Consider the following 12,773-nt stretch of genomic DNA (forward strand, 5'->3'; position numbering starts at 1 on the left):
GCGGGGCGGGCAATTTTTCTCACGCGTCATCCTTGGGCTTGTCCCGAGGATGACGTTGCTGCTTTCACCTGAAGTCATGCCACAACCTTCTCCGGCCGATGCGCGCGCATGCACAGGATGACGCTCAGCACGACTGAGCAAATCGCCAGGACTTCCACGATTGTTGGCCCACGACCTTCCCAGAGGAAACCATAGAGCAAGGCAAAGAGCGTCTCGAACAGGATCATCTGTCCAACCATGGTGAGCGGCAGCAGGCGGCTCATGCGGTTCCAGAGAGCATTTCCGAGAATGGATGCGGTGAAACCGAGACCGGCGGCGATGGCCGCAAAATGCAGCCAGTCCTCGGAGCTATGGCTTTCCCCGCCGAAAGCAAAGGCCGGTATGGCGAGCGCCAGCGCCAGCCCTCCGGTCACCACACCCGTCATCATGTTCCAGTCGTCGGCGCTGACATCGTGAAGGCGTGACAGCCAGCGGGCATTGCCAACCGCAAAGGCCGTCCATGAGGCGAGCGCGCCAAGCGCACAGGCCAGCCCGATCAGGCGGGATACATCCAGCCCCGCATCGCTTTCCGTCAGCGACTGCCAGGATATGCCGATAATGCCGATTGCGCCAAAGGCGAGCGACGGCCACAGACGCTTGAGCGATACCGCGCCATGATCGCGCGTGCCGATGATGGTGACGGCAACCGGCAGGAATCCGATGATGATGGACGTGAAGGCAACGCCGCTCAGTTTCACCGCCGTTGATATGAAGACATAATAGGCGATGTTGCCGATCATGCTCAGCCAGCCGAGCGCGATCCATTCGCGCGCGCCGAAATGGGCCGATACCCGTTTCAGGCGCGGTCCGATGATGATGAGCGAAATCAGCCCGTATGTCAGGTAACGGGCCGTTGACAGTTGCAGGGCGGAAAAATCCGGTACGAGTTTCGGGGCGAGAAAGATCGCACCCCAGAGAGCGCCCGCCATCATGCCGTAGATAACACCGAGGCTTGTCTTGTTCATGTCATGTCACATCCGCATTCACGATTGCCCGCGATGTGCCACAGCCACGTACGGCTGTCTTGACAAAAACTCCTGAGAGAAGAGGTGCTATGCTTTCAGTGAATTCCGAAGGCCCGGCGATAAGCGGCAGGCGTTTTGCCCATCGCGTTGCGCATGGCGCGCGTCAGTGCCGTCTGGTCGGAGAAGCCGGCCCGCAAGGCAATTTCCGCAATCGGCAATGTGGAGTGGCGCAGCAATGCGCAGACCTTGTCCATGCGCAGCTCTGCAAGCCAGCGGTGAGGAGGGAGGCTAAACTCTTCCAGAAACAGCGCATGCAGGCGGCTATCGCTGATCGCGGCGCAGGATGCGAGCGTCTCGATGGTCCAGGGGAAAAATGGCTCCGCTCTGACGATCTCGCCCAGCGCATGCAGGCGGTGGCGGATATCGGTCTTTTCAGTCGCAAGGCTGTCGATCAGGAGCGGTGCCCAGAGGTTGGCAATATCCTCACGCGGCCCATCCGATCCGATGACGCCGCGCATGTAAGCGATCAGCTGCCGTGTATCCCGTGCGATATCGAGAAACGGCTTGTGGACAAATCTCTCCAGCACCCGTTCGGGAACAGCAGTTTCGTCGATATCGACCACCAGCGACCGGTTGATCGTCGTCGCTTCCTGTGTGTGCGATGTGTTGGGATGAATGAAGACCGCGCGCCCGGTGGACAATTCGTCCTGTAGCCCTGCTACATCGATCCGCAGACATCCCGAGACCGGAAGAACGATCTGCACGAAGCCGTGCCGTTCCTTCGGTCTTTCCTGCGTATAGGTTCTGATATCGGCGGATGCGGCGATCATGAGATTGTCATTTCCATCGTGCAAAGAAACGGCCGCCTCGAAAAGCGGCCGGTTTCAGTCCTGATTATGACATCGTCTTGAAGATTGGGCCAGCCGGCTTTATCGAGCCGGCGTCTAACATTCTTCCTTGGCGGTCGATTCGCCGCGTTTGCGCTTGCGCAAAACCGGCTTGTTCTCTCTCGCCTCGCATTTCGCAACGTCGATGAGATAGGCAAGCATCGGCATTTCGTTCATCGATGCAAGTTGCTTGGCGGATTCGAGAAGGTTGATGATGTTGGAAAAATCGTCCATCGGCTCACTCAGTGGCTCAAAGCGGGTTATGTGGGTGTGAACCCAGGGATGAATAAGCGCGGTGAAAATGGGAGGTTCCAGCGCCGTTGCATCCCATGGGTGTAATATTAGTCGCAAATAAATAGCAATCCCTGCGAGGGGGTTGCAATAGTTAAATTTCCGTAACATCGGACGCCGCGGCCATGCCGCCGCAGAGTAATAGCCGCGCTATTTAAAAATGGCATGGTGGCGAAGACGAGGTTTATTCGATGCCGAACTATCTTGAAAACGTGGAGGACGCGGCTGCGATTATCGCATCTGCGCAGCGTATTTCGGTCGTTGGTTGCTCCGGAGGCGGAAAATCGACGCTTTCCCGGAAGCTCGTAAGACGCTTTGGATTTGAATACATTTCCATGGATCGCGATATTTTCTGGTTGCCCGGCTGGCAGGCACGCCCGCGCCAAGAACAGCGGCAGAGGATCGCCGCCATCGTCACCAAAGACCGGTGGCTGATGGACGGCAGCAATCCATCGTCTTTCGACATGCGTCTGCCGAGATCCGACATCGTCCTTTGGGTGCGCATGCCGCGTTGGCTTTGCCTTTGGGGCGCCATCACCCGGATTGCCAAGGGGTATGGCAAGGCGCGTCCTGAAATGGCTGAAGGCTGCCCCGAAAGACTGGATCTCGATTTCCTGCGCTATATCTGGAATTTCGAACGCCGACACGCTCCGATCTTCGAGCAGAATTTCGCGCTTTATGGTCCCAACGTGCCGGTATTCCAGCTTAAAAGCCGAAAACAACTTCGCCGCCTTCTTGATCTTCTTGTTATCGAGGATTAACTCCCGCTCATGCCACAGTTCGAAACGCATCGCCTTGTAAAACATTCACCCGACCGCATGTACGACCTCGTCGCCGATGTGGAGAAGTATCCGCAGTTTCTGCCGCTTTGCGAAGCGCTGGTCATCCGCTCGCGCAAGGAGCGGGACGGCAAGACCCTGCTGGTGGCTGATATGACGGTGGGCTACAAGGCCATTCGCGAGACCTTTACCACGCAGGTGCTGCTGAACCCGGCAGAGCGCGCTATCGACGTGAAATATATCGACGGCCCGTTCAAATATCTCGACAATCGCTGGCGTTTTGAAGCCTCCGCAGAGGGCGGCTCGGCCATTCATTTTTTCATCGAGTATGAATTCAAGAACCGGCTGCTCGGTGCGGTCATGGGATCGATGTTCGACAGGGCCTTCCGCATGTTCGCCGAAGCCTTCGAGACCCGCGCCGATAAAATCTACGCGGACCCGGCCTGATTGAGGGTAATCAGCATCTCGAGCGCCGTCCTGACGGTCGCAAGACGGATTTCCGTTCGCCCGATCTCTCCGTAGTGCATTTCATGGTGCAGGATTTTACCGCTGCGCGCCCTGGCGGCCAGATGCACCAGCCCCACCGGTTTTTCAACCGAACCTCCGCCCGGACCGGCAATGCCGGTCACGGCTACGGCAAAATCCGCCCGGGAACGAAATAGCGCGCCATGCGCCATTTGCAGCGCGGTCTGTCGGGATACGGCGCCGAAATTCGCCAGCGTCTCAGTTCCAACCCCAAGCATGTCCATCTTGGCCTGGTTCGTGTAGGTGACGAAGCCGCGATCGACGACGGCAGAAGAGCCGGCGATTTCCGTCAGCGAACCAGCAATCAGGCCGCCCGTACAGCTTTCCGCCGTCGAGACCATGAAGCCGCCGGCGGTAAAGTCAGAAATGATCCGCCGCGCCAGTTCTTCTATATCCGCAGGAAACAGGCTCATAGCGGTCTGCCCTTGTAGACCACAGTGGCAGTGGCAATCGCAGCAATACCTTCGCGGCGGCCGACGAAGCCGATCGTCTCGTTGGTGGTAGCCTTGACCGAGCAGCGCTCCAACGCGATGCCGAGAATGTCGGAAAGCGCCTCACGCATGGCCTGCCGATGCGGTCCGATGCGCGGCGCTTCGGCAATCAGCGAGACATCGGCATTCATGATCGTGCCGCCATTGCCGCGGACTACCTTGGCCGCGTGTTCGAGGAAGATGCGCGAAGCGGCACCCTTCCATTGCGGATCGGAAGGCGGGAAGTGATCGCCTATGTCGCCAGCGCCGCAGGTGGCGAGCAGGGCATCCGTCAGCGCATGCAGCGCCACATCGGCATCCGAATGGCCTTTGAGTTTCTGGTCGTGTTCGATGAAGACGCCGCACAGTGTCACACCGTCTCCTGCTTCCAGCTGGTGCACGTCGTAACCATTGCCGGTGCGCACGTCAGGCAGTCCGTAGGAGAGCTTTTCATCGGCCATGGCGATATCCCGCTTGAGAGTGAGTTTCACATTGTCGACCGAGCCTTCGGTCAGCGTCACAGGCAGACTTGCCCACTCGGCGATCGAGGCGTCATCGGTAAAGTCGGTTTTTCCAGATGTGGCAGCAGCGCGATGCGCGGCGAGGATTTCGTCATAGCTGAAGCTTTGCGGTGTCTGCGCCGCATAAAGACCCTGCCTTGAAACCGTCTCCGCGACAGAATCGCCTGCGCCACGCTTCAGCGTATCAGTGACGGGCAGGGCAGGCAGAACGCCGACAGCGCCCGCCTTGTGCAGCGCCACGATGCGTTCCAGCATGTCAACGGCGATGAAAGGCCGCACGGCATCGTGGATCATCACATGTGTGAGGTCTTGCGCGGCCAGCGCTTCCAGACCAGCGAGCACCGATTGCTGCCGGGTTGCGCCGCCCGTGACGGTGACGATCCGCTTTCCGGCATTCAGCCGTTCAAGGATTGGTGACAGGAGTGCCGCATCGTCGGCATGGATAACGACCACGATAGGGGATGTGTCTGCCCAGGCAAGAAAGGTCGACAATGTATGCTCGATCACGGCCTTGCCACCGATCGGGCGATATTGTTTCGGCCCTTCCTCGGGGGAGCCGGCTCTTTCTCCGCGTCCTGCGGCGACAACGACGATGCCGAGTTTCATAGTACTTTCCTGCATTGGTCTTATGCTTTGTGCGCAACCCTTAATGGTTGACAGTCCTGCTCTAGCGTTTCAAAACCCGAATGGCCAGCCCGATAAGCCGCCCACCCGCACCCACATGCCGCAGGATCGGTCATCCCGTTTGTTCAAACCTGCACAAATTGCCGCCGCCAGCAAAACAGGCAGGCAGGCCACGCGCAAATAAAAGGTGCAACCCTGTAAAAGTGCTTGGCAACTGCGCAAACACTGTCTAAAAATAATGCATATAACTCTTCTGCACGAAAGATCATCACTTGCCCCTTCCGGAGTTGTCAGTCCCGTTCAGCATCGGCTCAGTCGCGATCCGTAATCGCGCAGTGCTGGCGCCTATGTCGGGCGTGACAGATTTGCCTTTCCGTCAGCTCGCCTGGCGTTACGGCGCGGGCCTTGTGGTGACTGAAATGGTCGCAAGCCGGGAACTTGTCGCCAATCGTGGGGAATCCTGGGCGCGGCTGAAAAATGCCGGGATGGTTCCGCATATGGTGCAGCTCGCCGGACGCGAAGCGCATTTTATGGCGGAAGCGGCAAAAATTGCGGCTGACAATGGCGCTGGCATCATCGACATAAATATGGGTTGTCCGGCCAAGAAGGTGACGGGCGGTTACTCCGGTTCGGCCTTGATGCGGGATCCTGATCATGCGCTGTCATTGATCGAGGCGACCGTCGGCGCGGTCGATGTGCCCGTGACGCTGAAGATGCGGCTCGGCTGGGATGAAAACACCATCAATGCACCCGAAATTGCTCGCCGCGCTCAAGCCGCTGGCATCCAGCTCATTACCATTCACGGCCGCACCCGCATGCAGTTTTACGAAGGACGGGCGAACTGGGATGCCATTCGCGCCGTGCGCGAGGTGATTTCCGTGCCGCTGATCGCCAATGGCGATGTCGAGACCGCTGAAGATGCGCGTGAAATCCTCAGCCGTTCCGGCGCGGATGCCGTTATGGTCGGTCGCGGTGCACAGGGTCAACCCTGGCTGCCGGCGGTACTGGCCGGACATGCAGCGCCGCAACGCGCCGATATTGCCGATATCGCCGTCGAACATTACGACATGATGCTCGAATTTTATGGAAGGGAAGCCGGTCTTCGGCATGCCCGCAAACATCTGGGCTGGTATCTCGACCGTTTCGCGACGGAGATCGCCACCACCGACAAGGCTAAAATCATGACATCGCGTGATACGGGGGAAGTGGCTGATCTGCTGCGCTCCGCCCTTTGCGACAATGCGGGCGAAGAAGCCGCAAGGAAGGCCGCATGAGCGCTGATAAACACAGCCCGGCAGATGCGAATCCGCTCGCCATGGCGGTTCTGAACGCGGTGCAGAATCCCGTTATTCTGGTGGATGCCGAAGGTTTCATCGCTTTTGCCAATTGGGAAGCAGAAGCTTTTTTCGGGGCCAGCGCCTCCCATCTCGCCCGCTACCGCGTCTCCACCTTCATTCCCTTCGGCAGTCCGCTGCTTGCGCTGATCGATCAGGTGCGGGAACGCCGCGCGCCGGTAAATGAATATCGGGTCGATCTGAGCTCCCCCCGGCTTGGACAGGACAAGCTCGTCGATCTCTATGTCGCGCCTGTTGTCAGCGAGCCGGGGTCTGTTGTCGTCGTCTTCCAGGAACGGTCGATGGCTGACAAGATCGACCGGCAATTGACCCATCGGGCTGCTGCACGCTCTGTCACCGGCCTTGCCTCGATGCTGGCGCATGAGATCAAGAACCCGCTTTCGGGCATTCGTGGTGCCGCGCAGCTTCTCGAGACATCGGTTGCCGATGAGGACCGTGCACTGACGCGGTTGATCTGCGATGAGACCGATCGTATCGTCTCGCTGGTTGACCGCATGGAAGTGTTTTCCGACGAGCGTCCGGTGGACCGCGTGCCGGTCAACATCCATTCGGTGCTCGACCATGTGAAGGCTATAGCCAAGGCTGGCTTTGCCCGCAACATCAAGATTTCCGAGAATTATGATCCATCGCTGCCGGCGGTCTATGCCAACCGCGACCAGCTGGTGCAGGTCTTTCTCAATCTGGTGAAAAACGCGGCGGAAGCCGTCGGAAATCAGTCGGAGGGCGAGATCGTGCTGACGACGGCATATCGTCCCGGCATGCGCATGTCCGTGGCAGGCAGCCGCGAACGCATCTCGCTGCCGCTTGAGTTTTGCGTCCATGACAATGGGCCGGGAGTGCCGGCCGATCTCCTGCCGCATCTCTTCGACCCTTTCATTACCACCAAGACGAATGGTTCGGGCCTGGGTCTGGCGCTTGTCGCCAAACTGATCGGCGCCCATGGCGGCATCGTCGAATGCGACAGCCAGAACCATCGCACGACTTTCCGCGTATTGATGCCCGTCTCGCCTGAAGTGGCGCTGGACGACCGCATCTTGCCGAACTCGACAGGAAATGACAGATGACAGCTACTATCCTCGTCGCCGATGATGATGCCGCGATCCGCACCGTGCTTAATCAGGCGCTCAGCCGTGCCGGTTACGATGTGCGCATCACGTCCAATGCCGCAACGCTCTGGCGCTGGGTTTCTGCCGGCGAGGGCGATCTGGTCGTTACCGATGTCGTGATGCCCGATGAAAACGCCTTCGATCTGCTTCCGCGCATCAAGAAGGCCCGCCCGGACCTGCCGGTTCTGGTGATGAGTGCCCAAAACACTTTCATGACCGCGATCAAGGCCTCGGAAAAGGGCGCTTACGATTACCTGCCCAAGCCCTTCGACCTGACGGAGCTGATTGCCATCATCGGCCGCGCCTTGTCGGAGCCGAAGCGCAAGCCCGCCAAACTGGACGACGATATGCAGGACGGCATGCCGCTCGTCGGCCGCTCGGCCGCCATGCAGGAAATCTACCGGGTTCTCGCCCGCCTGATGCAGACCGACCTGACGCTGATGATTACCGGCGAATCCGGCACCGGCAAGGAACTGGTGGCGCGCGCGCTGCATGATTACGGCAAGCGCCGCAACGGCCCCTTCGTCGCCATCAACATGGCGGCAATTCCGCGTGATCTGATCGAATCGGAACTGTTCGGCCATGAGAAGGGCGCCTTCACCGGCGCGCAGAACCGCTCGACCGGCCGTTTCGAACAGGCCGAAGGCGGCACGCTGTTTCTCGACGAAATCGGCGATATGCCAATGGACGCCCAGACGCGGCTGCTGCGCGTATTGCAGCAGGGCGAATATACGACGGTGGGCGGACGCACGCCGATCAGGACCGATGTTCGCATCGTCGCCGCCACCAACAAGGACCTGAAGCAGTCGATCAATCAGGGCCTTTTCCGCGAAGACCTCTATTACCGCCTGAACGTCGTGCCGCTGCGGCTGCCGCCGCTGCGCGACCGCGCTGAGGATATTCCCGATCTGGTGCGCCATTTCATCCAGACGGGTGAGAAGGAGGGGCTGGAAGGAAAGCGCTTCGAGACCGAGGCGCTGGAAGTCATGAAGGCCTATGCCTGGCCCGGCAACGTGCGCGAACTCGAAAACCTGATCCGTCGCCTGATGGCGCTTTATCCGCAGGAAGTCATCACCCGCGAGATCATCGAGCAGGAATTGCAGTCGGATGTTCCAGACAGCCCGCTCGACAAGATGGCGGTCCGCACCGGCTCGTTGACCATTTCGCAGGCGGTCGAGGAAAACATGCGGGATTATTTCGCAAGTTTCGGCGAAGGCCTGCCGCCGCCGGGTCTCTACGACCGTGTTCTGCGCGAACTGGAATATCCGCTCATTCTTGCCGCCCTGACGGCGACGCGCGGTAACCAGATCAAGGCTGCCGATCTTCTTGGCCTCAACCGCAATACGCTGCGCAAGAAGATTCGCGAGCTTGGCGTTTCCGTGTATCGCAGCTCCCGCCCCAGCTGAGAATGTTGACAAGGTCGCGGTTGTCGTTGCATTTTCGCCACATTGTGTTGCTTGGAAAACACTAGGATGGAGAGAGATTCGCCGGCACGAGGCGGATTCGCCCATTTTCATGAATGTGGTGCTGGCTAGCCAGCGATTGGGAGAAATGCATGCGGAAACCCGCCGCCGAAAAAGCCGTTGCCGAAGACGCAGCGGGAATGGTGGTAGCCGATCGCAGGATGTCTTTCGCTCTGCCGGGGCTGGTGCTTGCCGGTGTCGCCCTTGTTTGCGCCATACTGACACTTTTCGTGCTTCTGGGCGTAACACCGATTGCGCCGACATCGAATGTCGTCATCGCCTCGGTCGTCATCAATTCGGTCTTTGTGATCGGACTGATCTTTCTCATCGGTCGGGAAATCAACCGCCTGCTGAAAGCGCGAAAAAAGGGCAGGGCGGCGGCACGCTTGCATGTGCGCATCGTCGTACTGTTTTCCATCGTTGCGATTACACCGGCTGTTCTCGTCGCCATCTTCGCCAGTCTGACGCTGAATGTCGGTCTCGACCGCTGGTTTGCGCTACGTACCCAGTCGATCGTCGATTCCTCCAGCAATATCGCCCAGGCCTATATGATGGAGAATGCCGGTTATCTTCAGGGACAGACCCTGTCGATGGCTACCGACCTCGACCGCAATCGCGCGCTCTTTTATCTCGACCGCACCGGCTTCGTCGATCTCATGACCCGTCAGGCCAAGGGCCGTGGTCTTCTCGGCGCATTCCTGGTGCAGGAAGACGGCGACGCCGTTGCGCAAGCCGATATCAAGACGGAAAAGCCGCTTCCGGCCATTCCGCACGATGCGCTTGAAAAGGCCGCCGCTGGTCAGCCAACCCTTATTCCGCCTGGCATCACCAATCTCGTCGGCGCCATCATCAAGCTCGAGGGCATCAGCGGTACGTTTCTTTATACCGTGCGTGCCGTCGATCCCAAGGTGATGGGCGCGATGCGGCTGATGGAAGAGAACCGCGCCGAATACAAGGCGATGGAGGCCGGCCGTGCGCCGTTGCAGATTGCGTTTGCAATCCTTTATCTCGGTTTCGCGCTGATCGTGCTTCTGGCGGCGATCTGGACCGCGATTGCGGTGGCCGACCGTATCGTGCGTCCTATCCGTCTCCTCATCAGCGCCGCAGACAGTGTCGCCACCGGAAACATGCATGTGCTGGTTCCCGTTCGCGCCATCGATGGCGACGTTGGCCGCCTGTCGCGCACCTTCAACAAGATGGTCTCGGAACTGCGCAGCCAACAGGAACAGATCATTGAAGCGAAAGACGACATCGATGATCGCCGCCGCTTCATCGAGGCCGTATTGTCGGGCGTTACCGCCGCCGTTATCGGCATTGATGAAAATCGCAGGATCACCATCGTCAATCCTTCGGCTGAAGAATTCGTGGCGCTTTCCTCCGACCAGCTGATCGGTGCGCAACTATCTGATATCGCGCCTGAAATCGAAGAGGTCGTGACCGAGGCCAACACCTGGTCGCGCGGCAATTTCCGCAAGCAGATCAACATCATGCGGCGCGGCACCGAACGGACGCTCAATGTGCAGGTGACCCGTGAGGATGCACGCGACAGCCGCGACAGCTACGTCATCACGCTCGACGATATCACCGATCTCGTCATTGCCCAGCGCTCGACCGCCTGGTCCGACGTCGCGCGGCGTATTGCGCATGAGATCAAGAATCCTCTTACACCTATCCAGCTTTCCGCTGAGCGCATCAAACGCCGCTTCGGTAAGCAGATCGACGAGAACGATCGCGCCATCTTTGACCAATGTACGGACACCATCGTCCGGCAGGTTGGTGACATCGGCCGGATGGTGGATGAATTCTCGGCCTTTGCGCGCATGCCGAAGCCCACGAAGGAAAAGTCGGACCTCCGTTCGATCTTGAAGGACGCGGCATTCCTGCGCGAAATAAGCGCCGCAGACACGAAATTCTCGACGGAATTTGGCGATGTCCCGCTGGAGGGCATGTTCGATGCCCGCATGCTGGGACAGGCGTTCGGCAATCTCATCAAGAATGCAACGGAAGCGATCGAGGCGGTGGAAGGCGAAAAGCGGCCAGGTAAAATCCTGGTGCGCGCATCCTTCGACGAGGCCAATTCGCGGTTCGTGGCCGACATCATCGACAATGGCAGAGGCCTGCCCGTCGAAAACCGTCACCGCATTCTCGAACCCTATATGACGATGCGGGACAAGGGCACGGGCCTCGGCCTCGCCATCGTCAAGAAAATCATCGAAGAGCATGGCGGGTATCTGGAACTCCACGATGCCCCGCCGGAGTTCGACCATGGCCACGGTGCCATGATCAGAGTGCTGCTGCCCTATATCGAGGCGGTCGGCGGCAAAAATAACAAGGAAGCAGCATATGGCGTCTGATATTCTGGTCGTGGATGACGAGGCGGACATTCGCGAAATCGTAGCGGGTATTCTTTCCGATGAAGGCCACGAGACGCGTATGGCGTTCGACAGCGACAGCGCGCTGGCCGCCATTTCCGAACGCGTGCCGCGTCTCATCTTTCTCGACATCTGGATGCAGGGGTCGAAGCTCGACGGTCTGGCCCTGCTGGATGAGATCAAGAGCCGCCATCCCGATATCCCTGTTGTGATGATTTCCGGTCACGGCAACATCGAAACCGCCGTCAACGCCATCAAGCGCGGCGCGTTCGATTTCATCGAGAAACCGTTCAAGGCAGACCGCCTGATCCTGATTGCCGAACGCGCGCTGGAGAACTCCAAGCTGAAGCGGGAGGTGCAGGAACTCAAGAAGCGCACTGGCGACGCGGTTGAACTCGTCGGCGCGTCGCTTGCGGTTTCCCAACTTCGCCAGACCATTGACCGCGTGGCGCCCACCAACAGCCGCATCATGATTCTCGGCCCCTCCGGTTCCGGAAAGGAGCTGGTGGCGCGCATGGTGCACAAGAAATCCTCGCGTGCCACAGGACCTTTCGTTGCGCTGAACGCTGCGACGATCACGCCGGACCGCATGGAAATCGCCTTGTTCGGTACCGAAGGTCTGCCCGGGCAGCCGCGCAAGGTGGGCGCTCTGGAAGAAGCCCATCGCGGTGTTCTCTATCTCGATGAAGTCGGCGAGATGCCGCGCGAAACCCAGAACAAGATCCTGCGCGTGCTGGTCGATCAGCAGTTCGAGCGTGTCGGTGGCGGCAAGCGGGTAAAAGTGGATGTGCGCATCATCTCCTCAACCGCCCATCACCTCGAAAGCCTGATCGCCGAAGGCCAGTTCCGCGAAGATCTATACCATCGCCTCGCCGTGGTGCCAGTGAAGGTGCCGGCGCTGTCCGAGCGGCGTGAGGATATTCCTTTCCTCGTCGACATGTTCATGCGGCAGATTTCCGAACAGGCCGGCATCCGCCCGCGCAAGATCGGCGATGACGCCATGGCCGTTCTCCAGACGCATGACTGGCCGGGTAACATTCGCCAGCTCCGCAACAATATCGAGCGGCTGATGATTCTGGCACGCCCCGAAGGCGGTGAGGCACCAATCTCGGCAGACATGTTGCCGGCGGATATTGGCGACATGCTGCCGAAGATTTCGGCGCAAGGCGATCAGCACATCATGACCCTGCCGCTGCGCGAAGCACGTGAAATGTTCGAGCGGGACTATCTTGTTGCCCAGATCAACCGCTTCGGCGGCAATATTTCGCGAACGGCGGAATTTGTCGGCATGGAAAGATCGGCACTGCATCGCAAACTGAAATCTCTCGGCGTATAAGAGACGAAGGCCCAAGTCGTCGTAATCGATTATTCCGTCA

The 12,773-nt window shown here is 59.2% G+C and carries 12 protein-coding genes; 7 read left to right on the forward strand and 5 right to left on the reverse strand.

Features of this window, described 5'->3' with window-relative positions:
* Positions 1–74: 74 nt before the first annotated feature.
* The 3 genes from ACZ5A6_RS05420 to ACZ5A6_RS05430 form a co-directional block, all read right to left on the reverse strand.
* Entirely contained in the window at positions 75–1,004 is a 930-nt protein-coding gene (locus ACZ5A6_RS05420; protein WP_003512889.1) for a DMT family transporter, read from the reverse strand.
* A gap of 95 nt (positions 1,005–1,099) precedes the next feature.
* The gene (locus ACZ5A6_RS05425) at positions 1,100–1,834 is read right to left on the reverse strand and encodes a helix-turn-helix transcriptional regulator (protein ID WP_003512891.1); all 735 of its coding nucleotides are present in this window, start codon (positions 1,832–1,834) and stop codon (positions 1,100–1,102) included.
* Positions 1,835–1,948: 114 nt separating this feature from the next.
* Positions 1,949–2,125: a hypothetical protein gene (locus ACZ5A6_RS05430; RefSeq protein ID WP_003512893.1), complete on the reverse strand. Its 177-nt coding sequence runs from the start codon at positions 2,123–2,125 to the stop codon at positions 1,949–1,951.
* A 248-nt stretch (positions 2,126–2,373) separates the two neighbouring features.
* Here ACZ5A6_RS05430 and ACZ5A6_RS05435 point away from each other — a divergent pair, with 248 nt between their 5' ends.
* Both ACZ5A6_RS05435 and ACZ5A6_RS05440 read left to right on the forward strand, forming a co-directional pair.
* Positions 2,374–2,943, forward strand: coding sequence for a P-loop NTPase family protein (locus ACZ5A6_RS05435; protein ID WP_065657942.1), 570 nt, complete (start codon positions 2,374–2,376; stop codon positions 2,941–2,943).
* A 9-nt stretch (positions 2,944–2,952) separates the two neighbouring features.
* Positions 2,953–3,408: a type II toxin-antitoxin system RatA family toxin gene (locus tag ACZ5A6_RS05440; RefSeq protein WP_003512897.1), complete on the forward strand. Its 456-nt coding sequence runs from the start codon at positions 2,953–2,955 to the stop codon at positions 3,406–3,408.
* On the opposite strand, the gene ACZ5A6_RS05445 is transcribed toward ACZ5A6_RS05440, so the two are convergent.
* Positions 3,390–3,899: a CinA family protein gene (locus ACZ5A6_RS05445; protein WP_019565546.1), complete on the reverse strand. Its 510-nt coding sequence runs from the start codon at positions 3,897–3,899 to the stop codon at positions 3,390–3,392. The genes ACZ5A6_RS05440 and ACZ5A6_RS05445 overlap by 19 nt on opposite strands.
* Positions 3,896–5,083, reverse strand: a complete 1,188-nt coding sequence (locus tag ACZ5A6_RS05450) for a bifunctional 2-C-methyl-D-erythritol 4-phosphate cytidylyltransferase/2-C-methyl-D-erythritol 2,4-cyclodiphosphate synthase (protein ID WP_065688271.1) — start codon at positions 5,081–5,083, stop codon at positions 3,896–3,898. The genes ACZ5A6_RS05445 and ACZ5A6_RS05450 overlap by 4 nt, the downstream gene beginning before the upstream one ends.
* 365 nt (positions 5,084–5,448) lie before the next feature.
* Between ACZ5A6_RS05450 and dusB the strand changes: the two genes are divergently transcribed.
* The 5 genes from dusB (at position 5,449) to ntrX (ending at position 12,733) form a co-directional block, all read left to right on the forward strand.
* Positions 5,449–6,375: a tRNA dihydrouridine synthase DusB gene (gene dusB, locus ACZ5A6_RS05455; protein WP_003512902.1), complete on the forward strand. Its 927-nt coding sequence runs from the start codon at positions 5,449–5,451 to the stop codon at positions 6,373–6,375.
* A complete protein-coding gene (locus tag ACZ5A6_RS05460) occupies positions 6,372–7,520 on the forward strand; it encodes a two-component system sensor histidine kinase NtrB (RefSeq protein ID WP_003512904.1) in 1,149 nt (382 codons plus the stop codon). Before dusB ends, ACZ5A6_RS05460 begins: the two co-directional genes overlap by 4 nt.
* Positions 7,517–8,968 carry a nitrogen regulation protein NR(I) gene (ntrC, locus tag ACZ5A6_RS05465; RefSeq protein WP_003512914.1) on the forward strand — a complete coding sequence of 484 codons (1,452 nt, stop codon included), beginning with the start codon at positions 7,517–7,519 and terminating at the stop codon, positions 8,966–8,968. Before ACZ5A6_RS05460 ends, ntrC begins: the two co-directional genes overlap by 4 nt.
* Before the next feature lie 149 nt (positions 8,969–9,117).
* Entirely contained in the window at positions 9,118–11,379 is a 2,262-nt protein-coding gene (locus tag ACZ5A6_RS05470; protein ID WP_003512916.1) for a sensor histidine kinase NtrY-like, read from the forward strand.
* A complete protein-coding gene (ntrX, locus tag ACZ5A6_RS05475) occupies positions 11,369–12,733 on the forward strand; it encodes a nitrogen assimilation response regulator NtrX (RefSeq protein ID WP_003512918.1) in 1,365 nt (454 codons plus the stop codon). The genes ACZ5A6_RS05470 and ntrX overlap by 11 nt, the downstream gene beginning before the upstream one ends.
* Positions 12,734–12,773 lie beyond the last annotated feature (40 nt).

The organism is Agrobacterium sp. 6Ca8 (genome assembly GCF_055382765.1).

Bases quoted from the DNA above. Each gene is read 5' to 3' on its own strand.
- ACZ5A6_RS05435 (WP_065657942.1), top strand. From the start codon at position 2,374: ATGCCGAACTATCTTGAAAACGTGGAGGACGCGGCTGCGATTATCGCA.
- ACZ5A6_RS05440 (WP_003512897.1), top strand. From the start codon at position 2,953: ATGCCACAGTTCGAAACGCATCGCCTTGTAAAACATTCACCCGACCGC.
- ACZ5A6_RS05460 (WP_003512904.1), top strand. From the start codon at position 6,372: ATGAGCGCTGATAAACACAGCCCGGCAGATGCGAATCCGCTCGCCATG.
- ACZ5A6_RS05430 (WP_003512893.1), bottom strand. From the start codon at position 2,125: ATGGACGATTTTTCCAACATCATCAACCTTCTCGAATCCGCCAAGCAA.
- ACZ5A6_RS05420 (WP_003512889.1), bottom strand. From the start codon at position 1,004: ATGAACAAGACAAGCCTCGGTGTTATCTACGGCATGATGGCGGGCGCT.
- ACZ5A6_RS05445 (WP_019565546.1), bottom strand. From the start codon at position 3,899: ATGAGCCTGTTTCCTGCGGATATAGAAGAACTGGCGCGGCGGATCATT.
- ntrC (WP_003512914.1), top strand. From the start codon at position 7,517: ATGACAGCTACTATCCTCGTCGCCGATGATGATGCCGCGATCCGCACC.
- ntrX (WP_003512918.1), top strand. From the start codon at position 11,369: ATGGCGTCTGATATTCTGGTCGTGGATGACGAGGCGGACATTCGCGAA.
- ACZ5A6_RS05470 (WP_003512916.1), top strand. From the start codon at position 9,118: ATGCGGAAACCCGCCGCCGAAAAAGCCGTTGCCGAAGACGCAGCGGGA.
- dusB (WP_003512902.1), top strand. From the start codon at position 5,449: ATGTCGGGCGTGACAGATTTGCCTTTCCGTCAGCTCGCCTGGCGTTAC.
- ACZ5A6_RS05425 (WP_003512891.1), bottom strand. From the start codon at position 1,834: ATGATCGCCGCATCCGCCGATATCAGAACCTATACGCAGGAAAGACCG.
- ACZ5A6_RS05450 (WP_065688271.1), bottom strand. From the start codon at position 5,083: ATGAAACTCGGCATCGTCGTTGTCGCCGCAGGACGCGGAGAAAGAGCC.